At 45.7% G+C, this 26,063-nt stretch carries 21 protein-coding genes; 7 read left to right on the top strand and 14 right to left on the bottom strand.

The annotated features are described in order from the left end of the window. Positions 1–36: 36 nt before the first annotated feature. The gene (locus tag ACLSU7_RS04115; protein ID WP_413294283.1) at positions 37–846 is read right to left on the bottom strand and encodes an N-formylglutamate amidohydrolase; all 810 of its coding nucleotides are present in this window, start codon (positions 844–846) and stop codon (positions 37–39) included. Between the two features lie 62 nt (positions 847–908). On the opposite strand from ACLSU7_RS04115, the gene ACLSU7_RS04120 reads away from it, so the two are divergent. After that, positions 909–1,484 (top strand): cob(I)yrinic acid a,c-diamide adenosyltransferase, encoded by a 576-nt coding sequence (locus tag ACLSU7_RS04120; protein ID WP_413294284.1) that lies wholly within the window; start codon positions 909–911, stop codon positions 1,482–1,484. Further along, the gene (locus ACLSU7_RS04125; RefSeq protein WP_413294286.1) at positions 1,484–2,611 is read left to right on the top strand and encodes a hypothetical protein; all 1,128 of its coding nucleotides are present in this window, start codon (positions 1,484–1,486) and stop codon (positions 2,609–2,611) included. The genes ACLSU7_RS04120 and ACLSU7_RS04125 overlap by 1 nt, the downstream gene beginning before the upstream one ends. A 27-nt stretch (positions 2,612–2,638) precedes the next feature. Here the strand turns inward: ACLSU7_RS04125 and ACLSU7_RS04130 are convergent, their stop codons facing one another. From ACLSU7_RS04130 to ACLSU7_RS04180, 11 genes are all read right to left on the bottom strand, one after another. Continuing rightward, positions 2,639–3,826: a CHASE3 domain-containing protein gene (locus tag ACLSU7_RS04130; RefSeq protein WP_413294287.1), complete on the bottom strand. Its 1,188-nt coding sequence runs from the start codon at positions 3,824–3,826 to the stop codon at positions 2,639–2,641. 411 nt (positions 3,827–4,237) lie between these two features. Continuing rightward, positions 4,238–5,233, bottom strand: coding sequence for a phosphoribosylformylglycinamidine cyclo-ligase (gene purM, locus ACLSU7_RS04135; RefSeq protein WP_413294288.1), 996 nt, complete (start codon positions 5,231–5,233; stop codon positions 4,238–4,240). Positions 5,234–5,242: 9 nt separating this feature from the next. Beyond that, positions 5,243–6,763: a bifunctional phosphoribosylaminoimidazolecarboxamide formyltransferase/IMP cyclohydrolase gene (purH, locus tag ACLSU7_RS04140; RefSeq protein WP_413294289.1), complete on the bottom strand. Its 1,521-nt coding sequence runs from the start codon at positions 6,761–6,763 to the stop codon at positions 5,243–5,245. Continuing rightward, complete coding sequence (locus ACLSU7_RS04145) at positions 6,753–7,493, bottom strand: phosphoribosylformylglycinamidine synthase subunit PurQ (protein ID WP_413294290.1); 741 nt, start codon at positions 7,491–7,493, stop codon at positions 6,753–6,755. The genes purH and ACLSU7_RS04145 overlap by 11 nt, the downstream gene beginning before the upstream one ends. Continuing rightward, positions 7,477–10,524: a phosphoribosylformylglycinamidine synthase subunit PurL gene (locus ACLSU7_RS04150; protein ID WP_413294291.1), complete on the bottom strand. Its 3,048-nt coding sequence runs from the start codon at positions 10,522–10,524 to the stop codon at positions 7,477–7,479. The genes ACLSU7_RS04145 and ACLSU7_RS04150 overlap by 17 nt, the downstream gene beginning before the upstream one ends. Next, positions 10,518–11,138, bottom strand: coding sequence for a formyltransferase family protein (locus ACLSU7_RS04155; RefSeq protein WP_413294292.1), 621 nt, complete (start codon positions 11,136–11,138; stop codon positions 10,518–10,520). Before ACLSU7_RS04155 ends, ACLSU7_RS04150 begins: the two co-directional genes overlap by 7 nt. Next, complete coding sequence (gene purD, locus ACLSU7_RS04160) at positions 11,135–12,373, bottom strand: phosphoribosylamine--glycine ligase (protein ID WP_413294293.1); 1,239 nt, start codon at positions 12,371–12,373, stop codon at positions 11,135–11,137. Before purD ends, ACLSU7_RS04155 begins: the two co-directional genes overlap by 4 nt. Then, positions 12,355–13,377, bottom strand: coding sequence for a phosphoribosylaminoimidazolesuccinocarboxamide synthase (locus tag ACLSU7_RS04165; RefSeq protein ID WP_413294294.1), 1,023 nt, complete (start codon positions 13,375–13,377; stop codon positions 12,355–12,357). Before ACLSU7_RS04165 ends, purD begins: the two co-directional genes overlap by 19 nt. Further along, positions 13,374–14,081 carry an AIR carboxylase family protein gene (locus tag ACLSU7_RS04170; RefSeq protein ID WP_413294295.1) on the bottom strand — a complete coding sequence of 236 codons (708 nt, stop codon included), beginning with the start codon at positions 14,079–14,081 and terminating at the stop codon, positions 13,374–13,376. Before ACLSU7_RS04170 ends, ACLSU7_RS04165 begins: the two co-directional genes overlap by 4 nt. Then, the gene (gene purF, locus ACLSU7_RS04175; RefSeq protein ID WP_413294296.1) at positions 14,078–15,556 is read right to left on the bottom strand and encodes an amidophosphoribosyltransferase; all 1,479 of its coding nucleotides are present in this window, start codon (positions 15,554–15,556) and stop codon (positions 14,078–14,080) included. The genes ACLSU7_RS04170 and purF overlap by 4 nt, the downstream gene beginning before the upstream one ends. Positions 15,557–16,060: 504 nt before the next feature. Beyond that, entirely contained in the window at positions 16,061–16,612 is a 552-nt protein-coding gene (locus tag ACLSU7_RS04180) for an N-acetyltransferase family protein (protein ID WP_413294297.1), read from the bottom strand. A gap of 523 nt (positions 16,613–17,135) precedes the next feature. Between ACLSU7_RS04180 and ACLSU7_RS04185 the strand changes: the two genes are divergently transcribed. Next, positions 17,136–18,230, top strand: a complete 1,095-nt coding sequence (locus ACLSU7_RS04185; protein WP_413294298.1) for an HNH endonuclease — start codon at positions 17,136–17,138, stop codon at positions 18,228–18,230. A 115-nt stretch (positions 18,231–18,345) separates the two neighbouring features. Here ACLSU7_RS04185 and ACLSU7_RS04190 read toward each other — a convergent pair whose 3' ends face one another. After that, on the bottom strand, positions 18,346–18,849 hold the full coding sequence (locus tag ACLSU7_RS04190; protein ID WP_413294299.1) for an NADPH-dependent FMN reductase: 504 nt from the start codon (positions 18,847–18,849) through the stop codon (positions 18,346–18,348). Positions 18,850–18,991: 142 nt separating this feature from the next. Further along, positions 18,992–19,561 (bottom strand): hypothetical protein, encoded by a 570-nt coding sequence (locus tag ACLSU7_RS04195; RefSeq protein ID WP_142699910.1) that lies wholly within the window; start codon positions 19,559–19,561, stop codon positions 18,992–18,994. Positions 19,562–19,718: 157 nt separating this feature from the next. Between ACLSU7_RS04195 and gspC the strand changes: the two genes are divergently transcribed. The 4 genes from gspC to gspF are packed head-to-tail and all read left to right on the top strand — an operon-like array spanning position 19,719 to position 25,898. Next, entirely contained in the window at positions 19,719–20,636 is a 918-nt protein-coding gene (gspC, locus tag ACLSU7_RS04200) for a type II secretion system protein GspC (RefSeq protein WP_413294300.1), read from the top strand. 20 nt (positions 20,637–20,656) lie between these two features. Then, the gene (gspD, locus tag ACLSU7_RS04205; RefSeq protein WP_413294301.1) at positions 20,657–22,927 is read left to right on the top strand and encodes a type II secretion system secretin GspD; all 2,271 of its coding nucleotides are present in this window, start codon (positions 20,657–20,659) and stop codon (positions 22,925–22,927) included. A gap of 60 nt (positions 22,928–22,987) precedes the next feature. Continuing rightward, a complete protein-coding gene (gspE, locus tag ACLSU7_RS04210; RefSeq protein WP_413294302.1) occupies positions 22,988–24,679 on the top strand; it encodes a type II secretion system ATPase GspE in 1,692 nt (563 codons plus the stop codon). A 1-nt stretch (position 24,680) separates the two neighbouring features. Further along, positions 24,681–25,898, top strand: coding sequence for a type II secretion system inner membrane protein GspF (gene gspF, locus ACLSU7_RS04215; RefSeq protein WP_413294303.1), 1,218 nt, complete (start codon positions 24,681–24,683; stop codon positions 25,896–25,898). Positions 25,899–26,063: the final 165 nt, after the last annotated feature.

The following is a 26,063-nucleotide window of genomic DNA, read 5'->3' on the forward strand; positions in this document are numbered from 1 at the left end:
CCCGCCCTATGACTATGCTTTTCGGGGTTCGACGCCCTATGCCAGCTGCTGCAAATTGTTGCGGATATAGCTTAAAGCAAAGGCGATTTTCTCTTGAACCTTCTTCGCTTCTTCCGGTTTCAACTTCTTGGTTTTCTCGTCCATGTAAAGTTCGCGGTTCATCTCCACCTGCAAAGTATGCATTTCACGAGTGGGATCACCGTACTGCTCTGTGACGCGACCGCCAAAATATGGCCAGTTGTATCCAACTTTGAATCCTGCAGTCACATAGGCAGCAATGACCAGATCCTTGAAACGTGGATCACAGCTTTTGCCTTTGCTGTCGCTGACGATGATATCAGCCCGGCGCTCACCCGGATCGCGATGTTCACTTGTTCCCACCGACGGCATGCTGTGGGCATCAATGTGAAAGGTTTTTTTATAACCTTTCTCGTGAAGTTTCGCGTAAAGGTCGCGGATATTATTATGGAAAGGCTCATAAATCAGCTTCACCAACTCGTCATGAGCTTGTTGAGTCATGGGCTCTTTCATCAACTGATGTTTGTAAGTAGTGATCACCCAGTGGAAACCGCGGTTGTGCATTCCCGCAGGATTTTTATTACCGATCACCGATGTGGAATCGACATCTTCTGGAACACGGTTCATGTCAGCGGCATAACGATGCCACTCGGTCTTAACAAATGGGATTTGCAGTTTGTGAAGTGTCGGCTCGTACAGGAAATCTACATAACGGTCCACATCGCACATTACGATTTCTTCGGGCAATGTGTTTAGCCACGGAGTTTGGGGTGGGATTTTCTCACCCGAATGCGGGATTGTGACCATTAACGGAGCTGTGATTTCCATAGGAACCTCTCTTGACCCCATCAGAGTAAAACGCGACACTTAAATTGAAAAGGGCAAAAGTTATGACGACACCTCCCAAAGCAAAGATCTATACTCGCACCGGCGATAAAGGCACCACTCGTTTGGTGGATGGTTCCTGCGTTGAAAAATTCAATCCCCGCGTTGAAGCCTATGGCACCGTGGATGAGTTGAATAGTTATATCGGTGTCTGTCGTTCTAATTTGTATGCCTATCCGACTCTGCTCGCTTTGGATGAAATCTTAGAGAAAATACAAAATGAGCTTTTCAATATCGGAAGCCTGCTTGCGACTGAAAAAGATGAAGTTTTTCAAATGTTGCCCCCAATCACAGCAGAGCAAATTCGTGTGGTGGAACTTAAAATCGATGAATTAACGGCAGAGTTGCCAGAGCTTCGTAATTTTATTTTACCTGCTGGGCATATTGTCGCATCACACTTGCACGTGGCTCGCACGTGCTGCCGTCGCAGCGAACGCAGATCTGCTGAAATCGCGGTGAAAGACGAGCGCTATTCAATGTGTTTGCAATACTTGAATCGCTTGAGTGATTTCTTGTTCGTTGCCGCTCGTTGGGCCAACCTTAAAATGGGACAATCTGAAGTCCTATGGAAAAAGACTTAATGAAACTTGAGATTGCCTCGCCGGATGATTCGGCTGCGTTAGTGGAATTTTACAAAAGCTTTCCTTTAGATGGCCCCCTGCAGATAAAAATTGATCGTGATGGAAATTTCTTTCATCCCTATGAAGTTCACGGGGAAAAATCTTTAACTTACATGTTGAAAGATGAAGGCAAGCTTGAAGGCATGGCGAGCTTTGTGGTTCGTGATGTTTTACTGGACAATAAAGTTCGCACGGTCGCTTTTGGTCGCGACTTGCGTATTTCTTCCAATCGTAAAGCGATCTTAGAATGGGGCCAGCACTTTTTGCCGGTGATGAATGAAGTTTCTTCGGTGCTTGACGCGAAGTATTTCTTTACGGTGATGAGTTTGAACGAAGCGAAATCCATGAATGCTTTCGTTCGCCAAAGAACTTTGAAACGTCCGTTGCCGCGTTATTACCTGTTTCGCCGTTTGAATATGGTTTCTGTCCATGGTCGTTTTCCGTGGGCGAAAAATCCATTGCCACACTTGCGCATGCGCCACGGAAGCCCTGCCAACGTCGATGCGTTGATTTATTATATTTCGCAAAAGTCCCGCTCTAAGGATTTAGCGACCGTGTGGGATGCACAAAGCTTCCATGACAAATTAGACCGCTGGGAAGGCTTAAAGCTAGAAGACTTCATCATCGCGATTGATAAGAACGACAATATCGTCGGCTGCTGTGCTCCCTGGTCTGCCGAGGGCAAGCAAGATTTTATCCCGATGACGTACAATCTGAAAGCCCACAACTTCCGTCAGTTTTTGAAATTCGGAAAAATGCTGGGCTGGACTCGCACGATGACAAAGCCGTTTTCTCGTCTGAAAATCGAAGCGAGCTTGAATTTTAAATATTTAAATTTCCTGCATGCCGATAACGGCGATATCTTCGAAGCATTGCTTTGGAAGGCTTTTGACGATGCTCAGGAAAATGAATTCCTGGTTTATAATCAAATGCGCTCTGAATACGTCTATCGCCGACCTATGAACTGGGTTTCAGCGAAGATTCCATTCGGAGTTTATTTGATGATGCCGCCGGATACGGAACCGCCGGAGTTCATGCACCCCGTGAATGAGCGTCCGATTGAGATGGAGCCGTTCTTTACTTTCTAACGCAGCTTTTCTTGGTAGCGCGGAAGTTTAAACCGAGCGGTGATTTTCTCGATTAGCGGAACGTAACGAATTCAACTGATTTTTTGTCTCCTCAATTTCTTTTGCCTGTCCTAATGAGGAGGAAAGCATGCGCGATACTAGTGTCAGCGCCTCAAATGCTTCCTCTGAATAAAAATGGGGCCTATCGGAATAATTTTTCAAGACTCCTAAAAGTTTATCTCCATAGTACAACGGAACTACAATCATCGATCTTGCGTGAACACGGCGGCAAGCCTCGCGATCGACTCGCGCATCCTCTTCTGAATCGTGACAAATCAAGGGCCGCCCCTCTCTAATACAAAGACCAGAAAAACTGCTTCTTGACTGCACTCGCATTCCTAAATACATAACCGCAGCACCGGCGGCGTGCTTATAAATCAAATCACCGCTCTCCAGATCAAGTTCTTCGATTATAGCACCGTCTGATCGGGTCAAGTGCATCGAAAGTTTCACGACTTTGCTTAACATCGATTTCATATCCAAAGATGAACTCGCTATGTCGTTTTGGATGGTGATGACTTCAGTTAAGAGATCTTTCGTTTTCTGAAGTGAGTTATTGGAGTTCGTTAATGAATTATTTGTCGTGGAGCTTGCCTGGATATTTCGCGAGAGAAAATAAATCAGTATGAAGGCCAATAAGACGGCGAATCCCGTACTGACCAGATTGATCAACCTGCTCTTTCGAATGGTTTGTGTCACCGAGCCAGTTAACGTGGCGATTTGGGCTAACTGAAAAGCCTCCATCTCATCAAATATCAGTCTTAATTTCTCCATCGAGGCCTGGCCTTCATTTGAGTTCATAATTTCCAGAGCTTGTTCGCTTTCTCCCCTTCGTTTTAAATCCACGGTCTCTTTAATCTCTGAGATTTTTTCATCGACAAGTTGCTTAACCTGATTCAACCGAGCAACTTGGGGAAAGTCGTTTCTTAACAGGAATTCCAACTCTTCAATTTGTACGGGAATTGCGCCTCGAGCGGCATAATACGGCTGAAGATAACGTTTATTGCCCGTCAACAAGTATCCTCGCTGGCCGGTTTCAGCATCCGTCACCAATGATTTTAGATTTTTAAAATCGAACGAGATCTTGCGTATCTGAGTACGGCGCGCACTGAGTTCCGCGACCATACTCAACTTGGCTTGCTGGAACACTCCCGCTCCAACCAAAATCAAAGCCAAGACCATTCCCCACAAGACTTTCTTTTCAGCTTTTGGAAACTTCTTAGGATCGTCCAAAAGTCCTCCTCAGTTAGGAAGCCAAATCAGTACTGTAATTATGAATATAAACTAATTCTGGTGAAGTTTTCAGATTTCAAGAAATTTTGAGTATGCTGTCAATGTTGATGTGTCAGATCTCAGAAAATGTAAATTATCACTTTTTGATTTACGCATTTCACAAGAAGCCAAACGGAACGCCCATTCAAACCATCTGGGTTAACGCAGCTTTTCTTGGTAGCGCGGAAATGCGTTAGCGATATTTACTAGTTAATAATATATTGTTTATTCTAGCACAGGCGACGAAGCAGAAGTCAAAAACACAAAGGCTTCGGCGAGAAGCCTTTTGTTCGAATGTTCGAAAGTTCGGTAATTCTAGCTTGGAACGTTGATTTGGCCAGTCCCCTTTTTGATAAAGCCGATTTCCCAGAACTTTTCGTCTTGGGATTTCAGGTGATCTTTGATGGTTTCTACGAAAGCTTTTTTCACCAGCAGAACCAGGCCGATTCCCATGTTGAAAGTTTCATAAAGTTTCTCGTTCGAAAGACCGGATCTTTCCACGATGATTTTTATCACGGGAGCTGTTTCATTCAAGGATGGCCAGCCATTTAAAACGTAGTCGAATTTTTCACTCATGCGCGGGATGTTGTGAATTCCTCCACCCGTGATATGCGCCATCGCGAGTAAAGCTGAAGGAGCATTGCTGCGAATGGAGTTCACGGTCTTTACGTAGATTTTTGTGGGAACCAGCAATTGGTTGATCAATTCCTTTTCGTCTTCTTTCACCAGTTTTCTCAGCAAAGAATAACCGTTCGAGTGAAAACCACTGGACGCTAGGCCCAGCAAAACATCACCCTCCCCCATGTTTTCCTCATTAAACATGTCTTTGGGATGCACATCACCAACACTGAAACCTGCGACATCGTATTCGTCGTTTTGGTACATACCGGGCATTTCTGCCGTTTCGCCACCGATCAGGGCCATGCCCGATTGCTTGCAACCATCGACCATGCCAGCGATTAATTCTTCGCTGACGCGAGTGTCGAGTTTTCCGAAGGCCATGTAGTCTAAGAAGAACAACGGCTTGGCACCCACGCACAATAAGTCATTCACACACATGGCGACCAGGTCGATACCTACACCATGATGTTTGTTCATTTGCTGTGCGAGCTTTAATTTAGTACCAACACCGTCAGTGCTGCTGGCAATAATACGGTCGTCGCTGACTTTGTAGAGAGCGGCGAAACCACCAATCCCTTGCAAGACTTGATCATTGTGAGTCGTTGGAACCAACATCTTAATACGTTCAACAAACGCGTCGCCTTTTTGGATGTCTACACCGGATTTTGCGTAATCAATTACTTCTGACATTCTAAACTCCTAATGTAAAAAGTGGCGACGACCCGTGAAAATCATCGAGATACCACGATTATTAGCTTCTGCGATAACGTCGTTATCTTTGATCGAACCACCCGGCTGGACGACGTATTTCACACCGACCTTGGAAGCGACTTCGATAGAATCCGGGAAAGGAAAGAAAGCATCAGAAGCCAGAACCATGTCTGAGGCATCTTTCACACCTTTTTCCTGTAAGCGAGGGATCACTAATTTTTCAATGCAATCCACGCGATTCGTTTGACCAGAACCCAAAGTGACCATTTCAAATTCAGAACCACGTTGTGCACAGATGGCGATCGCGTTGCTTTTCAAATTTTTCACGCACAAGAAAGCAAAAGCTGCGAGCTTTTGTTTTTCCGCGGGGAAAGCATTTGTCGTGACGTTTTTAAAGTTTTCAGTCGAAAAATGGTCTTTTTCTTGAACCAAAGCTCCACCTTCAATTGTTCTTACTTGCCAGCTGGATTTCTTTTGCAGAGTGATTGGAACCAGACGGCAGTTCTTTTTGAGGATCGCTTGAGCTTCAGAAGTAAATTCTGGAGCCATGATCACCTCCACGAATTTATCAGCAAAAAAAGCTGCAACATCCGCTGTGACCGGAAAACTTAAAGCCAACACTCCACCAAAAGAGCTTTTCTCATCACCCTTCCAAGCCAGTTCCAAAGAACGCATCGGCGTTTCTGCGATCGCCAACCCGCAAGGAGTGTTATGTTTCACAACCACAGCAGATGGATGCGCGTAATCACCTTGCCATGCCCAAAGGTCCTTCAACGACTGGGCCGCAAAGTCAGCGTCCAAAAAGTTATTGTAAGACATCTCTTTGCCCTGCAGAGATTCTTTATGTGCTAAACCCTCAGAGAATGGATCTTTCAAAAGCACCGCCTTTTGGTGAGGATTTTCACCGTAACGAAGCTGCTGACCCGTACTTTGAGTTAAGTAACCTGCGATTGCCATGTCATAGAATGCTGTCATAGTGTAAACCTTGGCTGCGCACTGTTTGCGATAGTCCAAAGAAGTGTTGCCACCATTTTCGAGCATGTTTGAAAGGAACCCTTGATACTGAGAAGGTTCACAAAGAACCGTTACGGATTCGTGGTTCTTCGCACCCGCTCGAAGCATCGTTGGGCCACCGATATCGATATTTTCAACACACTCTGCGAACTCACTGCCCTTTTCCACTGTTTGATGGAAAGGATAAAGATTCACGACGACCAGATCGATCGGTTTGATTTTCAGCTCTTGAGCTTTCGCGACATCAGCTTCATCGTTACGGCGAAATAAAAGAGACGAAGAAATCTCAAAGCTTAAAGTTTTCATGCGACCCTGGAACGCTTCTGGATTGCCACTGATTTCTTCGACGGCAGTCACTGGCAAACCTACTTGTTCCAGGGATTTTGCAGTGCCACCACTCGCGATCAATTCCACGTTGTGCTTATGTAAAGTTTGCGCAAGTTCGATCAAACCAGTTTTATCTGAAACACTCAACAGGGCTCTTTTAATTTTCATGACGACCTCTCAAATATTGCAAAGCACTTTTAAAAAATTCCAAACCCCAGGCTTGTCCAGCGAAAGGCAGATGCCAGTCGTGGATCGCGGCTTCTGGATGAGGCATCAAAGCAAACACCAATCCCGAAGAATCACAAACCCCAGCAATACGATCCACGGCGCCGTTAAAGTTTTCCTTATAGCGAAGAACGATTTGCTGATTTTTTTGCAAACCTTTTAAAACCTCATCACTTTCACAAAGAAAGCGCCCCTCGCCGTGTCGAGCTGGCAGAGTGAAATTCTCAGGAAGATTTTTAGTCCAAACACAGGGTGACTTGGCGTTGCGCTCAAGCTCCACCCATTCATTTTGAAAATGCCCCTGTTCGTTTTTCACCAAGGAGCAAGACTTTTGAAAGTTTGCATCCGGCAAAAGTCCCAAACGCACCAGAGTTTGAAAGCCATTGCAGATTCCCATGACCGGAAATTTTTTAACGAACGTTTCTAGTTCTTTTTTTACGAAGCGTTCAAGTTTAAGAGCCAAGATCTGCCCACTTCCCAAGTGATCTCCGAAGGAAAAACCACCCGGAATCACCAGACCTTGAAAATCCCGCAGCATCTCTGGTTTTTCCACCAGATCATTGATGTGAACTTTCGCGGCCTTCCCACCTGCTAACTCCACCGCTCGCGCCGTCTCGTTTTCGCAGTTAATGCCATCACCCCAAAGGATCATAAAATTAGGCGTTGTAGACATTTAAAACTCCTTCAGACCAAAGGGATTGAAGTTCCGTGACTTTCAACGAATTCGTTTCGCTGTTAAAGGTCCATTTAAATTCATCTTTATCCGTCACTTGCCCTAGCTTAATCGAGCAGCGATCAAAATATCTTTCAAAGAGGGGAACCTTATCAGCCGGGACACTCACCACAAATTGCGACCCCATCTCAGACCAAATGTTATCCCAGGAAAGATCACGCAAGTTCACTTCCAAGCCCAATTGATTTCCAAAGCAGCACTCTGCCAAAGCGGACATCAATCCGCCCTCGGAGACATCGTGGCAGGAGCTTAAAAGATCGTGTTGAATTGCTCCAAAAATCAGTCGATATAAATCGCGGTTTTTCGCAAGATTCGGATATTCAGGATAAGAAGAAATCGTGTCGTATTCTTGCGCAAACACCGAGCCGATCAAAGATTGAGTTACCTGACCCAACAGATAAACTTGGTCACCGCTATTTGCAAAAAAACCATTCACAGTCTTACGGGCATCTGGAACCTGTCCAATGGCGGTCATTAACAATGTTGGAGGTACAGAAATTTTCACGGTCTCGCCGGATTTCACTTTGCCGATGAAATCATTCTTCATGCTGTCCTTACCACTTACCAAGGGAGCGCGATACGCCAGAGCTGCATCATAAATCCCGGCGCAGGCACGAACCAATTGCGCCATCTTGTGTTCTGCATCTGGATTGGACTTTTTCGGAGTAGGATCCGGCCAGCAGAAATTATCCACCAAGGCCATCTTATCTGGATCAGCTCCCGTCGCCACCAAGTTACGGACGGATTCATCGACAGCCCGTTGAGCCATTAAGTAAGTGTCGTAATAAGAAAGTTGCGGGCACAGACCATTTGATACAGCGACGGAATTGTTCTCTGTTCCGCCATGCACGGAGAGATCGATCACTCCCGAATTATTTGCACCCTGCTGAGTTTTTCCGCCATAAGGCTTCACTCGAGTTGCGCCTTGAACTTCGTGGTCGTAATAACGAACCAAAGGCTCTCGAGACGCGACATTTGGGTTTGAAAGAACCGTTTTTAGAACCTCCGCGATATTTGCTGACGTCGGAGAAACTCGTTTTTTAGGCGTCGCACGGAAATACTCTGTGTATTCTTTAGGTCCCTCAAAGCGAGCTTTCAATTCCATTTTACTTAAGCCATCGTGCAAGAACTCAAGTTCTAGCTTTGCCAAAGCTTTATCAGCGTAATTCACTTCAAACATTCCTGAATCCGTGAATTCACCTAAGTGAGAAGCTTCCACTCCCATTTTTGCCGCCAGATCCAAAAAGGCGTGCAGATTCTCAGGAGCCACTGCGAAAGACATGCGTTCCTGGGATTCACTGACTAACATCTCCCAGAATTCCAAACCATGATACTTCACGGGATGCTTTGACAAATCCATTCGAGCACCACCAGATAAGGTCGCCATTTCACCAATGGAAGAACTTACTCCCCCGGCGCCGTTATCCGTGATTGCTTGAATAAGGTTTTTATCGCGAGCGATGATGGTGAAATCTAAAAGACGTTTTTGCGTGATGCTGTCACCGATTTGCACAACGTTTGATGCGACCTTATCATTAAGTTCCAAAGAACTGAAAGTCGCGCCATGCACGCCGTCTTTACCCAAGCGACCACCAGCCACGACTATTAAATCGCCAGGACGGATTTCTTTAAGTTCACTGTTTTTACCGTGAACTTTTTTAGGCATGACTCCCAGGGATCCGACAAAGATCAAAGGCTTGGCAGCAAATTCACTGGCAAAACAAAACGCACCATTCACAGTGGGAATACCACTTTGATTACCGCCCTCTTCCACTCCTTGATGAACACCTCGGAAGATAATACCCGGATCCTTCAACAGTTCAGGACGTTTCGGATCATCAGCTTTGGGAAATAAATCGGCTTTTGAAAGGCAGAACACATCCATATTCGCAATAGGCTTTGCACCCACGCCACAACCAAGGATATCGCGATTCACTCCTAAAATGCCGGTTATTGCACCACCAAAAGGATCCAAGGCTGAGGGGCTGTTGTGAGTTTCGACTTTAACACAAACATTCACGTTTTTATCAAAATCAACAATTCCCGCGTTGTCTTTAAAAACAGAAACCAGGTATCCGCAGTCTTGCAGTTTGTTCGTTGCTGCTTGAATATAGGATTTATAAAGACTTTTAATTTTCTGCGTCCCCAACAGAGGAACGCCTTTCACTTCGGCTTCGGAATATTCCACATTGGCAGCAAAGATTTTATGCTTACAATGCTCACTCCAGGTCTGCGCCAGACACTCGACTTCCACTTCCGTCACAAAACCGGCCCAACCTAAAGGAGCGCGAACTTTCATTTGTTCTGGAGAGGAGAAATGCGCAATGATCGTTTGAATTTCGACAGAGGATAAGGCAAGGCCGCGTTCTTGATTCAAAGTTTCAAGAACATCGGCGGTCAGGGGGAAAAGTTTTAATTCAGGCTTATGTTCCGTTTCAACTTTCCAGTATTCATGGAAATCCGCAAAGGAATTGGCACCTTTCAGCTCTCCACCGCGCTTGACCTGAACTTTTTGAAGCAAGGGATTTGCGAGAGTTTGAAACAGGACTTTTTCAACTTGAGATTGTGAAAGGTCCTCGCCCATTTCAATTTGCCAGCCACTGTGAACTTCGAAATCAAAGTCTTGCCAGGATTTGGTAGCTCCGCCAGAAACCAACGAAAGGGCCTCGGTTGCCGAACGAGCCCAGTTATCCGTCACACCCGCTAAATAACGGACTTCGACATAAATTTTGTCATCATGGTAGTCGGGAAAACCAAAGTCCATGTCTTCGGTGATCGCATCACAAAAAACCTTATGCAGATCTTTCTTAAGGTCCCACTGGGCAAAGGCACCCGGTATTTTCTCTAACAACCAAAACACTCTGGAAAGTTTCAGATCTTGCGTGGGAGTTAAAGGATTGAACAACTTTTTAAGATGTTCTTCCTGAGAATTTTCGATGCGACTGCGAATGGCAACTCGTTGCTTTAGCATTCTATAGTTTCCTTGAAAGAGTGAGTGGCGATATGCCCTGTCACAATTTGTTCTAAAAATTCAGTGTAAATTTGATGTTCCAGGCGATGGATGCTGGCTTTGAAATCATTAAAGGCATTAAGGCCTTTCAGTGGCAAAGCCACCTGTTTCAAAATCATCCCGGTGTCCATGCCTTCGTCAACCAGATGCAAGGTCACACCACTTTGTGGGACTTTGTCAGCAAAGGCTCTCTCTAATGAATCTTTGCCCGGATAGACAGGCAAAAGACTTGGGTGAATGTTGACCACCTGAGAATGGCCATTATGACGGTCTGCCAAAAATTGAAGAAAATCGGCTGACAGCAAACGCATGTAGCCTGCGAGTAAAACCCAATCGATTTGATGTTGAACTAAAATTTTCAAAACTTCTTGTTCGTGATGAGTCCGGTCCTGTGTTTTCTCGACAACGTAAGTTTTCGTGTTTAAAGCATGAGCTTTGGCCAAAACGCCCGCCGCTGGTTTATCGGTCAGGACAAACTCAACAGCACCACCCAATGACTGCATTTTTTTAATCAATGCCTCAGCATTTGATCCCGTCCCTGAGGCGAAAATTGCAACACGAACAGATTTCATCATTGGGCAATGTCCTCGCGGAAATACAAGCCTTGGAATTGCACCTTGCGCATTTCCTGATAAGCCAACGTGCGAGCTTCATCGCGAGTTTTAGCAAGCGCTGTCACTCCTAAAACTCTGCCACCTGTATTTACGAGCGATTCATTCTTTGCAGAAACTCCGGCGAAGTAAATACGAGTGCCATCTGCGGTTTTTGCCGGGACTTCGATCGTATGTCCCAAATCCATTGCATTACCTGGATAACCGGCACTGACTGCCACCACATGGACGGAGCGGAAATCATGGAATTCAGTTTTTTGCTTTTGCAGACGACCTTGTACGGCTTTGACTGACAGATCCAAAAAATCGCTTTTAATTCTTGGAAGCAAAGCTTGAGTTTCTGGATCCCCCAGACGCACATTGAACTCCAGGACATAAAGTCCTTTATCTGTTTTCATCAAACCCGCGAAAAGGAATCCAACAAACGGCTTTCCTTTTTGCTTTAAAGACTTCAGAGATTTTTTAAAGATATTATCGATGGCAGCGTCGTCTTCCTTAGAAATAAAGTCACAAGGACTGAAAGCACCCATACCACCGGTGTTGGCACTGAACGGATCTGAAGTGATTCGTTTGTAATCACAGGCTGTACCCAAGACCACAAAATCTTCACCATCGCACAAAGCGAAAGCGGAAAGCTCTCGACCCATCAGACATTCCTCAACGAGAATCGGGAATCCATAAGCTTTCGACAAATCATTGATTGCGGCCTTGGCTGAGGCGGCGTTCTCACAGACGACCACGCCTTTTCCTTGAGCCAATCCATCAGCTTTTACGACGATAGGATTCTTAAAATCATGCTGGGCAATAAATGATTCCGCTTCACTGACAGAATTTGCCAATTTAAAAGCCGCCGTTAAAAGTCCAGCGTCTTGTAGGATCTCTTTACAGAAATATTTCGAGGCTTCTAAATGACCCGCTTCACGAGAGGGAGCCAAACAAGCGATGTCGTTTTGCTCAAGGACTTCCTTCAGATCTGACAAAATGGCGGCTTCCGGTCCTAGGATTACCAGGTCCACGCGATTGATTTTACAAAACGCCAAAATATCTGGCGTTTTTTCTACGCTCGCACATTTCAAACCCGCTTTACTCATCCCCGGATTGCCCGGAGCGATCCATAGGGACTCAAGCATTTTGGATTCAGAAATTTTCTGTGCAATCGCGTGTTCACGACCGCCCTTCCCTATAACCAGGACGCGCATTGCTGTCTCCAGTTTTTAAGACTTGCTTCCTTTTCAAATGGTGCGGTTTTACCTAGTGCCCAAGCCATTTCATTTGCGAGAGAGGTGTAAAGCATCGTCGCGACTTTAACTTGCTCTGCACTTAAAACTTGAGGCACTTCTTTAAGTTCATTCGCGCAGATCTCTTTCCAGTTATTCGTCCCGCGTTCTTTGGCGATATCTTTGGCTTTGCCTACGGCTTGATACCAGGAAGTCGGCGCATAAATTTGGCGCAGAAATTCTTTTGAGAGCGGTGCATTTTCATAAGTCAAACGAAGTTCATCCGGTCCGATAGAGTCCACCATGAACAGCTTACGTCCATTTTCACCGCGCCCACCGAAAGCATACTCGAATTTTCCGTCCCACAACTTCACGCCGAAAGAAGCAAAAAGTGTTTGCAGGTGCTTCGCCACTTCTTCCGTCATTTGGCGGACCTGAGCGAGCTCATTCGCATCGATCACGTTCAGGTCCTGGATCTCTTGATTTGTCATATAACGATCTGTGGTTTCAAGCTTCGTCGAAAACTCCACGATCGGCGGCATAAAGGTTTTTGAAGAATCAGGAATTTCCGTAAGCCCCAGCTCTGCCATGTAGGCTGGATTTTTCTTAAGACGACCCTCTAAAGAATTCCCCTTACCCAAAAGAATACGGAAAATAACTTCCAGAGGAACCAGACAGTTTGTCGGCTTATCAGCGTAAACCGTATAGTCGTACACGCCATTTTCCCAAGCGGGACGATGAACAGCAACTTCGTTGACCACGATGGAATCCGCACTGTGAGGTTTCATGTAATGCGACTCGATGCCTTTGTCTTTTAAATGATCAAAGAACATTCCCGCCATTGCTGCCAAGGCTTCGCCCTTTTGAGGAATTTCATTGGGCATTTCACCCCAGTCAAAAACCGAATAGCGATTGCTGTATTTAAAGAGCAAGCCTTCATTTGTTTTATAGATGTCTTTTACAGAGCCACGGTAAAGTAGGTTCATGCCAAAGCCTCTTTCATTTTCTTAATTTGAAGTAGGAAGTTTGTGATGTTGTTCACACCCACCCAAGCTCCCCCGGTTTTCGCGACCGCGAAGAATTCGTTCGCAAGATCCGTATTTTTTAGTTCTTCTTTTTCACAGATGTACATGCAAACGTTTTTACCTTGGGGTTTTTCGCCGACCATGACGATCTCGCCCTGACATTCTGGGCTGTTGGGATCAACCCAGGTGATTTCCACGCCGGCTTTTTCACGAAGGTCCTGCAAAGTTTTTGCAAGTACCGGGACTTCACTGCGATAGGGATTCCAGGAGATCTCGATTTTACCCTGGTTAAAGGCCTTTGCTTTTTTTAGGATCTCCGGAAGAATTTCGATTTGGTTTTCCATGACAGCTGCCACGGGAATATCTTTTGGCATTTGTGCGATAGACAAGAAGGCATCCATACCACCGAATGCACCGTTGATCGCCACACCGAAAACGGGTTTTTTCGTGAGGGAGGCAACCACTCCCGGAAGATGCGCTGCAAGGCCTGCTCCCGCCACGAAGGCGTTCGCTTCACACGTTGTAACCACTTCACGCACACGCTCAGGATGGCGGTGGGCTGATGCCACTTCCATTTTTACGTTGCCGACGTTTTCCAGGGATTGACATAAAGGAGCGTAGACACGCTCGTCACTTTGACTGCCGAAAAGAACTTGAATTCTCATGGGTTCACCTCATTTTTGCCACCGCCACCGATATTGTGGCTGCGAGTGTTGATGAAATCTGCTTTAGAAACTGAAACGGGATAATCGCCATCCAGGCACGCACTGCACATGCTTGGAATGCCGATGGCGGACTTTAATTCTGAAAGTGGAAGGTAGATCAATCCATCCACTCCCAAAAGTTCGGCCACTTGGTCTTCGCTGCGTTGATGAGCGACGAGGGCTTCGCCCTCTGGAAAATCGATACCGTAAAAACACGGATTGCGAATCGGAGGGCACGTGCTGGCAAGATATACTTTGTTCGCGCCCGATTCTCTTAATAGCTGAATAATGCGAGCGGAAGTGGTTCCGCGCACGATGCTGTCATCCACTAGTAAAATATTTTTTCCGCGAATTTCGCTTTCCACTGGCAATAGTTTTAGGTTCACCATGGCTTTGCGAACTGCGGGTTCGTTGACGATAAAGCTTCTTTGCACGTAGCGATTTTTAATTAAAACTTCTCGGTACGGAGTTTTTAAAACTTCGGCGAGTCTTAGAGCAGCGGCTCTGGCGGTGTCAGGCACAGGCGCTACGACATCTATTTGAATACCTTGCTCCTGCATTTTGCGTTTGGTTTCGTTGGCCAGGACCTCACCTAAGCGCAAGCGAACATCATACACGGGTCTGCCGTGCCATTCTGTTTCTGCTCCCGCAAAATAAATCCATTCAAACATACACGGTCTGGCTTGTTTTTCAGACAGTGGGAAGGAATGAAAGTTTTGATCTTTGTCGACGAAAACAAATTCTCCGGGCTTCAGATCACGGAAGTACTCGAAGCCCAGAGCGAAAAACACCTGTTTTTCAGAGGCAAAACAGTAGCTGTATTTATTATTTTGATCCAGTTTTCGTCCAATTAACAAAGGACGAATTCCTTGGGTGTCGTTAAAGGCAAACATGCCTTCATCGGCCATCATGCCGACGACGCTGTAGGCACCTTGGACTTTTTCGACGACTTGCTGCGCAGCTTTAGCCATGACTTCGGCAGAGAGTGTTTTGCCAGCTTCAAGTTGATCGGAAACGCCGATCGACATCATATGAAGGAGCAATTCCAGATCATTGCGCGTGAAGGTCCATCGACTGCGACGTTTGCGCACGTACTCAACGATCTCATTATAATTAGTCACGTTCCCGTTATGGGCCATGCCGATGCCGTTCGGGTAACTGACGATCAGGGGTTGCAGATCGGCTTTGTCGACCGTACCAATTGTCGAATAGCGGGTGTGCCCCAAGGCCATGCTGCCTTTGATCTTTTCAAGTTTATCCATCGGAAAAACCTGCGACACGAGACCCAGATCTTTTTCGAGGTAAAACTCTCCTCGGGAGAAATCGAAACTTAAAATACCCGCGGCATCTTGCCCACGGTGCTGAAGAGCGAACAATGCGGGGAACAACTTTTCCCCTGCTTTATCCTCTCCAATCAGCCCGACAACTCCACACATCGATTGCTCCTAAAGCTGTGGCATCGTCAATGATGCCACTTTAAAAATAAAAAAGGCGCCTATACGGACGCCTTTATTGATACAGATATTTGAATTTGATTTTTGGATTTTTGGTGACACGAAGGGAGTACGGCCCAGATTTTGGTGGCAGCACGGGTATGAGTCCCCCGATTCCCACTTCTTCAGTCGGAAACGCGACGAGAAATTTACTCTTTTGAGTCTATCCATCAGCATTTACTTTTTCCTTGAAATGCTGTCGAGGCTATCGACTCTGACAAAGTTTGGTCAATACCCCTAACACAATCCTGACAATTCAACGCAATGTTCCTTGGTTACGCGGAATTTCGCGGGAGTCGATGTGAAATGCTGATGGAGTTATAAATGGAGTCGCATCCGCGCAAAGACTCAGGACATGGGCACTAGCCTTTGATCACGAGGTCAGCAAATGCGGCTCAGCCACACGGTTGTTCAGAATTCGTTTACCACTTACTGATCAGACAAATATTAGAGAGTCGCATACATCCCGATTTGATCGGCGAAAGAACCGTCCTGCATTTTGAAAGCATTGGGAGTGCGACCGCACTCTTTGAAGCCAACCTTCTTATATAATTTAAGAGCTGCGACGTTTGGATGCATCACGCTTAATTCGATTTGGGTAAGACCTTCAATATTGGCTGCTTCGGCGAACAGCTTTCGAAGCAACAACTCCCCTATGCCTTCGCCCCTCATATTCGGCGCGACTGACATACCCAAGTGTCCGCGATGGAAGTTTTTGAATTTTACGAAAGCGCTGAAGTCCAAATTACCGACAATATTTCCTTCGTGAATCGCTAATATGATCATGTCACGGCTAGACCGTTCATACTTTTCGATCCATTTCTGTTCAGCATCATCAGGTTTTGATCTGAAATCTTCCGCGGTACTCATAATGTAAGGAGCCATTTCGGCGACCTCGATCATCATCGTTCTTAACGCCTTCGCATCTTGAACTTCAGGCGAACGAAGAGTGATGATTTTACCGGTTTTAGTTCTGAACGATTCTGGCGAAATTCTCATGTTGGCTCCTTGTTTAATAATTTCTGATTCTTGGTTATTAGTCAGCTCATTAATTTTTATGGGATGTATAAGGACTTCAGCCATTATCCTTAGTTTCCCTTGAATGCTTTTGCTGAACCTTGCAGCTCAAGAAGCTGTGCCAAAAGTAAATTCTTTCGAATTCATTTCTTTTTACCACCAAGTCCATTTTGCGATTTCAACGGCCGTATTAATCACTTTGAACTTCTGGTGTTAGTCCCGCCCCAGCGTCTTCTGTCGCGCTACCAAGAAGCGGTGTTTCAGTTGCATAAATCTAAGAAAAATAATCTTGCCACGTTTTTTGAACTCTTAAAACAGTGTATGCCGAAAGATAATTGTTGCTTCACGATCGAGCGTGTTTGCTTTTCAATCTCTTTACGCTGGGGGTTTCAAAGCGTTTTAGAGTGGAAGCATTCTCCTTCCGCAAAGGGTATCTCCAATTCAAATTGTGGCGAAAATCGAGATTTAGAACCCGTGCTATAACAGTCTCAACAAGGAGATTGGTATGAATTTGAATGGCATTCCTAATTCTGAATTAATTGGACGACTTGAGAAGTTGGCGCAAAGTGAACGTAAGCTTACGCATGTTATTTTATGTCACATCAATGAAATGGAAACTCGCGGCCTATATGCGGAGCTTGGGTTTGATTCGATGTTTCGATATATGACATCGCATTTGAAATATAGCGAAGATGCTGCTTATCGTAGATTGAGTGCAGCTCGCCTCTTGAAGAAATCTCCTGAAATTGCTGAACGCCTTGAAGATGGTCGTTTGACTTTGACTCAATTGACGCAAGTTCAATCGGCGCTTCGTCAGGGAGTGAAAAGAACCGGGATTGATGAGATTTCTGCCTCAGGCATCGTTCCGCAGATTCTGGAGAAAATTGAACACAAATCTTCATTCGAAACCAAGAAAACTTTGGCGGACGAGTTTAACCTTCCAACTGCAACTATTGAAACCCTGACACCTCAACGTGACGATTCAGTTCGTCTTGAGATCACATTAACAACAGAACAATTGAAAACATTGGAAACCGCACGTGATTTGATGTCACATATTTTGCCAGATAGAAGCTGGGCAGAACTTTTGACTATGCTTGCGGAGAAACAGATTCAAAAGATTCTTGGTAAAGACATTTCCGTGGGAAAGAATAAAGGGCTCGAAATTAAAAAGAATATTACAACCAAAGGAGCCAAGCTAATTGCATCAGATAAAAATTCTATGAAAGAAACCTATGCTGATTCATTGTATAAAAATGTAAACAACGATGAGCATAAGAACGATAAAGAGATCAAGAATGAGAAAATCCACGCAATTAAGACAAAAAGCACAAATACAACGCAAAGCTTCTTGGTAGCGCGAAAACGTGGGCATATTAAGGTTACGTCGAAACGTACACTTTTAATTTCGGCCGGATATTGTTGCGAATATAAACATCCAACATCTGGAGTTAAATGCGGTTCCAAGTTCCAACTTCAATTTGATCATATTCAACCGGTTGCATTGGGCGGTGGTGATGGTAGTCACAATCTTAGAGTACTATGCCGCACACATAACTTGGCTGAAGCAAATCGAATGGGGTTAAAAAGGTTGAAGTAAAGCTGAATGAAGCGTTTATGTTGAATTCATAATTCATCTGAGAATATCGACCTTAAAGGAATTCGTTCATCTAAAAAGCCCCCTCCCCGCGCTACGTCGGACAAAACGGCGATGATCAAAGTAGACGTTTGGATAATTCGATAAGGGAGTTTTTCAAATCCGGATCAACAGTGCCGTCCGCTGATAATTGGTTTCGGGCGTTGTTGATGACCATGGTTAACTCGTCGGATGGTAGCAAGTCCATGGTGCGCAAAGTTTCGGTTAGATATTGCAAAACGTATTCGCCGCCACTTGGGGAAACTATGAATAAAACGACTTTCTTTTTCATCGTTTCTTCGCAGATGAGCCACTCTAAGGCGTTTTTTAGAATTCCTGGAATTCCATGGGCGTATTCGGGTGTGGCGATGACTATGTAATCTGCTAAGAATGCTTCGCGGCGGATTTCGGTAACCAGGGCAGGCACATTCGAGAACTGACAAGAAGGATCAAAATACGGTAGGGATTTTAGATCAACTGGGGACCATTCAGTACCAGAAGGCAATACGGAGCGAAACGCCCGTAACAAAAGTTCACTGGAAGATCCATCACGAATGCTGCCGCACAAACTAAGAATTTTCATAATTGAGGCTCCGTCAGCGAAGTGATTTCACAAACATCAAACTTTTTGTCCGATGAGATTTACGCACCTTTAGATAATTCGCAATCCCTAAAGGCGTACTTCACTTATGATTTACCCAATCAGAAACCGGAGGAGTAAAAAGCTAGATTACTGCTTGCTGGAATTCAATAAAGCTATCTTTCACCTGAGGCCAGAACCATTCAAGGTTTGGATCAGCTGCGATAACGTCTTTGATTTGCACTTCGATGTCTTTGCGAGTCGCCACTTGTTTACGCAGCCAGAACTCCACTTCGTCGTAACCCGGTCCGATCACCGTGATTTCGACCTTGTCCATGAAATGCAATAAATGAAGATCTTTGGTAGCGACGGAAGCGCCCGCCACTTTGGCGTTGATAAAATTGTGCACGACGTTCTTTAGTTCATCTAAAGAACGATGATTGATTCTTCTCAGAATCAAATCCGCACGCTGATCACGATTGACCCAGCGTTGGTGTAAGCCTCTTTGCACAAGGTTGATCAAAAGAGTGCGTAACACACTCGGTATCTGACGAAATTCCCCGTCAGACAGTGACATTACCTGCATCAAGTCTACATAGCGGGCCTGCTCCTGGCCGCGACGTAGCGAGGTAAGCACTTCGGGAATACGCAAAACTGATTCACGAATCCCTAATAGATCAATTCCTGCTCCATCCGTGAAGTAGAGAATTCTCATAACTCTATCATGGCTTATCTTTCCGTTTTTAAAATGAAAATCAGAGCGTTAGGACCATGGTCCAGCATGTATTTTTTGATGCAGCTCCCCCACCTTTTTGGTACGATAGTCTGAGGCCCAAGGACTAGGTGCTGGAAAAAACAAAGGATTTGCAACTGTGATTTCACGTAACCAGAAAAATCAACGTCCACCATTCGAAAAATGGTATGCGTATATATTATTCATCTTTATCGGTTACTGCCTTGCTGACTTGGCAATTCTTTCATATCGCGATCGCATGCTTCCGCAATCTGCACCACCCGCTCACCCGAAAGCTCCACCTATGACGACAAGCGTGAATCCGGGTTACTACAACAACATCGCTTCCAGAAATATTTTTGCTTCGAACGGCATCATCCCCGATCAACTTGTTGATAAAAACAAAGGCGTTGAAGAAAAAGAAGCCGATCCGGTTCCGTCTCAGCTACCTCTGAATCTGATCGGTACACTGGTGCATTCTATTCCTGAGAAATCCATCGCTTCGATTGAAATCCGCGGCAAAAACCAGGTGATCTCTTACTCTCCAGGAAAAGAAATCGAAGGCATGGCCAATGTCGTTCGCATCGAAAGACAAAAAGTGGTTTTTAGAAACTTGAATACCAACCGTCTGGAATTCATCGAAATCAAAAAAGAAGGTTCGAAAGTTAGTTTTGCTGCAAGCAAACCTTCAACGACGACAACGACAGGACAAGAAGTTAAAAAAACGGGCGACAACACGTTCGCCATCAAACGCTCTGACCTGTTGAAGTACACGAACGATCTTTCCAGCATCCTGATGCAAGCCCGAGCGGTTCCAAATCGTGAACCCGGCACCGGCAACATCAATGGCTTCCGTATTTTAGATATGCAACCTGGCAGTATTTACGAACAGCTTGGCATCCAAAGAATGGATGTTATTAAATCCGTCGACGGAAATCCTGTCGACAGCCCTGCCAAGGCGATGGAGTTGTACCAAACTTTGAAAAACAACCCGAAAGTTGTTCTTCAAGTTGAGCGCAACGGTAAAACTGAAAACATGACTTATAATATTCAATAAACTCCCTCAGGAGGAGAGAGATGAAAAAACCCATCAAGCCCGTCAGCATAGGAATTGCTTCATTGATGACTGCATCTCAGTTGGTAGGAACCACTGCGCATGCTCAATTTGAAAATTTCCCTCCACCACCGCCACCGCCGGATTTTGGTAATTCGGACAACAGCGGCTTTGCAACTCCGGAGGCACCAGCGGCAGCTGGCGGCACTCGTGGTGGCTCACAATCCTCTGGCGATGAAGGTCAGGTTCTGAATAAGAACCAAAAACAAAAATTCGCCAAAGCCCCAACTGAAGACATCAACAGCGCAAACTTCCCTCAGACAATCGAGTCGTTCGATTATCCGAACGTGGAAATCTCTGAGCTGGTAAAAGCCATGGGCGAGTTGACTGGTAAGAACTTTATCGTCGATCCCGGCGTTCGTGGTAAAATCACGATCAGCGCTCCTTCGAAAATCACCGTGGCAGAAGCGTACAACGCGTTCTTGTCTGCCCTGGCAATCAATGGCTTCACGGTTGTTCCGTCAGGCGGCTTCTTGAAAGTGAAATCCGCAAGAAATGCCCAACGTGACAATATTGAAGTGTATTCCGGTGCCTACTACCCGAACACGGATCAAATGATCACTCGTATCATTCACTTGAAACACATCTCCGCTGCGCAAGTGAATCGTGATCTACGTATCTTGCCTTCCAAAGATGGTGAGATGAACATTTACGAACCAACGAACTCTATCATTATCTCTGACTACGGATCTAATATTGACCGCGTGATGAGAATCATCAACCAGTTGGACGTGCCTGGATTTGAAGAACAACTTGAAGTTATCCCTATTAAGTTCGCGAAAGCTAAAGACTTGGCAGACCTGGTGGATAAAATCGTCAACAAAGGCAGCAAATCCTCTGGATCCGCTCCAGGGACATTTACCGCCGGCGTTCCAAGATTCTCTCGTTCTTCTGGGACTTCTGCTCAACAGGGCGCAAGTTTCTTTATGGCGATCCCGGATGACAGAACAAACTCCATCATCGTGGTGGGGAATAAATCTGGTATCGTTCGTATTAAAAAACTGATCTCCCAGTTGGACTTCAAAATCCGCGCGGAAGATTCCGGTGGAGTTTATGTTTATTACGTTAAAAATGGTGATGCCGAAAAAATCGCGCAAACATTGTCTGGCGTAACCAAAGATGCGGCTCCAAAACCAAGTACAGGCCCAAGCTTGCTAACACCTATCGGCGGCCAAATGCAGGCTCCGCAGGAGATCTTTGGCGGTGACGTGAAAATCACAGCCGACAAAGCGACCAACAGCTTGGTTATCACAGCGAGCAAACAAGACTATGAAGTCGTGATGAATATTCTAAATAAAATCGATATTGCCCGCGATCAAGTTTACGTTGAAGCGATCATCATGGAGATGAGTGCTTCGGATCTTGATTCTTGGGGCGTCGGCTACTACCAATACGGTGAAAACGGTTATGGTAAAGTGGGTTTCAACGGTGGTATCAATCTTCAAGAGATGTTAAATCCTGTCGGCGGTACGGGTGCGATCCTGGGTTTCGGCTCTGGCAAAATGATCAAAGTCACTCCTCCGGGCGGCTCTGAAATCACGATCCCAAGCCTTGTGGGTTTCATCAACTTCTTGAAACAAACGAAAAAAGCCAACATCCTTTCCACTCCGACGATCATCGCTTTGGATAACAATGAAGCTGAGATCGAAGTGGGTGATAAAGTTGTAACCAGCATGCAGCAAAACGTTTCCGGTACGAGCGGTACTGTGACGACGACGCCAACAATGGAAGATGCGACGATCAAACTTCACATCAAACCATTCATCAGCCCGTCTTCAAACTCAATCCGTATGGAAATCAAGCAAAGTGTGACACAGCTTTCTTCTGTACAAGCTCCGAAAGACTTCCAGAACAACACTCAACCGCTAGCAAAACGTTCGATCAACACCATGATCAACGTGAAAAACGGAGACACCGCGATCCTGGGTGGTTTGATCAAGGAAGACGATGTTGAAACAGTTGTGAAGGTTCCTCTATTGGGCGACATCCCTATCTTGGGCTGGTTGTTTAAATCTCGCAGCTTAAACAAGACAAAAACGAACATGGTTTCATTCCTGACTCCCAAAATTATTCGCAATTCAGGCGACGTAAATGAGGTTGTCTCGAAACGTCTTGAAGAACGTATTGAATATATCAAAGGCCAGGGCGGAAAAGACCCATATGGTGCTAAGATAGATCCAATTTACAGAAAAGCTCAGGGAGCCGCCGCTCCATCTGAAGACGTTCAAGAGTAGTTTTTTGCGGCAGTTCCCTTAAAACCGGAACTGCCTTTTCGATACTAAGAAGGAACTTTAATGGCCACTGTGGATGTTCTGACAATTCTTTCAAAAGCAACTTCGTTATCACAGGATCAATTGCGTTCTGTGCTTGCAAACCCCTCTGTGGTGAGACCCGTCACAGTCGGCGAAGCTTTGAACCAAAAAGAATTCTCCACAGCGGATGAAGTCGTCAGTGATCTTTGTAAAGAGTTGGGATTGGATTTTATCCGCGATATCCCGGTTGCAGACATCAATGCTGACTTGATCCGTGATATTCCGATCAACTACGCAAAACAACATCAAGTCCTCCCCTACAAGGATGAACCCGATCAGCTGATCGCTTTGACCAGCAATCCGGTGAACTTAAGAGCGCTGGACGACTTGAAAGTTTTGTTCGGTAAAAAAGTTCGCCCTTTGGTCACGACAGTGATCCGCATTCAAGATGCGATCAATAAAGTTTACGAGAAATCGACAGCGAATCTTTCAGGCTTAGACGAAATCGACGAAGAAGATTACGATCTGGATGATCCGATCGTGGATCTTTTGGAGGCTGGCGAAGACGATGCACCGGTAATCAAAATGGTGAACAGTCTTTTATTCCGCGCGGTGAAAGAAAAAGCTTCGGATATCCATATTGAGCCCTATGAAAAAGACATGGTCGTGCGCTTCCGTACAGACGGTGTTTTAATGGACGTCTTTAAACCACCTAAAAAACTACAAAACGCTGTCACTTCCCGTATCAAAGTTATGGCGAACTTAAATATCGCAGAAAAACGTCTTCCTCAAGACGGTCGTATTCCGTTGAAAGTCGGCGGTAAAGACATCGATATCCGTCTCTCCACTGTTCCGACAGCCCACGGTGAGCGTTTGGTTATGCGTATTCAAGACAGATCGACAGTGATCTTGGAGCTTGAGCAATTGGGTTTCTCGAGAGAAAACTTGGATCGCTTGGATGATTTGTTGTCACGTAACGACGGTATCATGCTGGTGACGGGTCCAACGGGTTCTGGTAAATCCACGACTCTGTATGGCGCTTTAACAAAACTAAATAAACCCGATGTGAATATCCTGACAGTAGAAGATCCGGTGGAGCAACGTATCCACGGTATCGGTCAGGTCCAAACCAACGCAAAAATTGGTTTAACCTTCGCAGCCGGCTTAAGATCTTTCCTTCGTCAAGACCCCGACATCATCATGGTCGGTGAGATTCGTGACTTGGAAACAGCAGAACTTGCGATTCAAGCCTCCCTTACGGGTCACTTGGTTTTATCTACTCTGCATACGAATGACTCTGCCGGTGCCTTCCCCCGTTTGATTGACTTCGGGGTGGAGCCGTTCTTGATCGCCACATCCGTTATGGGTGTTGTCGCTCAACGTCTGGTGCGTGTTCTTTGCCCTCATTGCAAAGCCCCGCACGAACCTTCTGATTTTGAATTGTCGCTCTTGGGTGTTACTCGCGAAGTCGCTCGCAATAGCCATATCTGTAAAGCCATGGGTTGCTCAGAGTGTGGGCAAAAAGGATATTCAGGTCGTACGACTATCAGTGAGCTGATGGTTGTGACGGATGATATTCGTTCTTTGATCATGCAGCGAAAAGACGGCGCAACGCTCAAGAAACAAGCCTTGGCTAACGGAATGAAAACTTTCCGTGACCATGGTATTGCCAAAGTACTAGCTGGTGTGACTACAATTGAACAGCTAACTACGAATACGCAACTGGATCTATAATATGCCAATTTTTGAGTACAAGGGCCTTACCCGTGACGGAAAAAACACCAAGGGTATCATCGACGCAGAAAATCTGCGCGCGGCCCGTGCTCGCCTAAAAAAGGATAACGTTTACGTTGTCGATATTCGCGACAAAAAGAAAATCGACACAAGGAAATCCAAAGGGCCTAAAGCCACAAAAGCTGTCGGCGTAAAAGACTTATCTTTGATGACTCGTCAGTTAGCAACGTTAGTAAAAGCCAATATCCCATTGGTTGATGCCTTGGCCGCCATCGCGGAACAAGTTGAAAATCCAACTTTGTCAGAGGCGATTGCAGACTGTAAGAACATGGTGAACGAAGGTTTGCCCTTCGCAAAAGCCTTGCAAAAATATCCCACGATTTTTACCAAAATCTACGTTTCCATGGTTGAAGCCGGTGAAATGTCAGGTTCATTGGATGTAATCCTGATGCGTTTGGCAGAGTTCACCGAAGCTCAAGCCGAACTTCGCGCCAAAGTTTCCAGCGCCATGACCTACCCGGTTATCATGTTGGTAGTAACAACAGCGCTCCTTTCGTTTCTTTTCATTTTCCTGATCCCAAAAATGGTAACGGTCTTCGAGTCCACACCAAACCTGGTGCTTCCGTGGTACACGATCGCTTTGATCAACTCCTCGCAATTCATGGTGAACTATTGGTACATCATCTTCGGTATCATCGCCGTCGCTATCGTGATGTTTAGAAACTGGAAATCCACGCCCTCCGGAAGAAATCAATGGGACGCGATCTCTTTGAAACTTCCGATTGCAGGCCCCGCAGTAAGAATGGTCGCAGTCTCCCGCTTCACCAGAACTCTAGCGACACTATTAACGGGCGGCGTTCCCATGCTAACAGCCTTAGACATCGTTAAAAACGTCGTCGACAACCACGTACTAGCCATCGCCATCGATGAAGCCCGCAGCAATATCGCAGAAGGTGAATCCATCGCAGGCCCTTTAAAAAAATCCGGTCAATTCCCCCCGATCGTCATCCACATGGTCAACATCGGTGAAAAAACCGGCGACCTAGAAAACATGCTCATGCAAGTCTCCGACGCCTTCGACTTCCAAGTAAAAAACAAACTAGAATCCATGACCTCCCTAATGGGCCCGGTCGTTACAGTTCTGATGGGTATGGCCATCGCCATGATCGTATTCGCCGTCATGATCCCAATGTTCGAAATGACCAACATGGCAGGTTAGGCGCAAAGCGCCTAACGGAAATTAGAAATTGGAAATTTGAAATTAGGAAATACAGGGACCGCCAGGTCCCTTTTTTCGTTCGCAGGGCTGATCACAAAAGTTAAAGCAAAACTTCATGCTCCTGCCCAACTCAGCTAATCGGACTTTGAACACGAGTTAAAGTGG

It is taken from the genome of Bdellovibrio sp. HCB185ZH, from assembly GCF_047302455.1.
GTDB lineage: Bacteria > Bdellovibrionota > Bdellovibrionia > Bdellovibrionales > Bdellovibrionaceae > Bdellovibrio.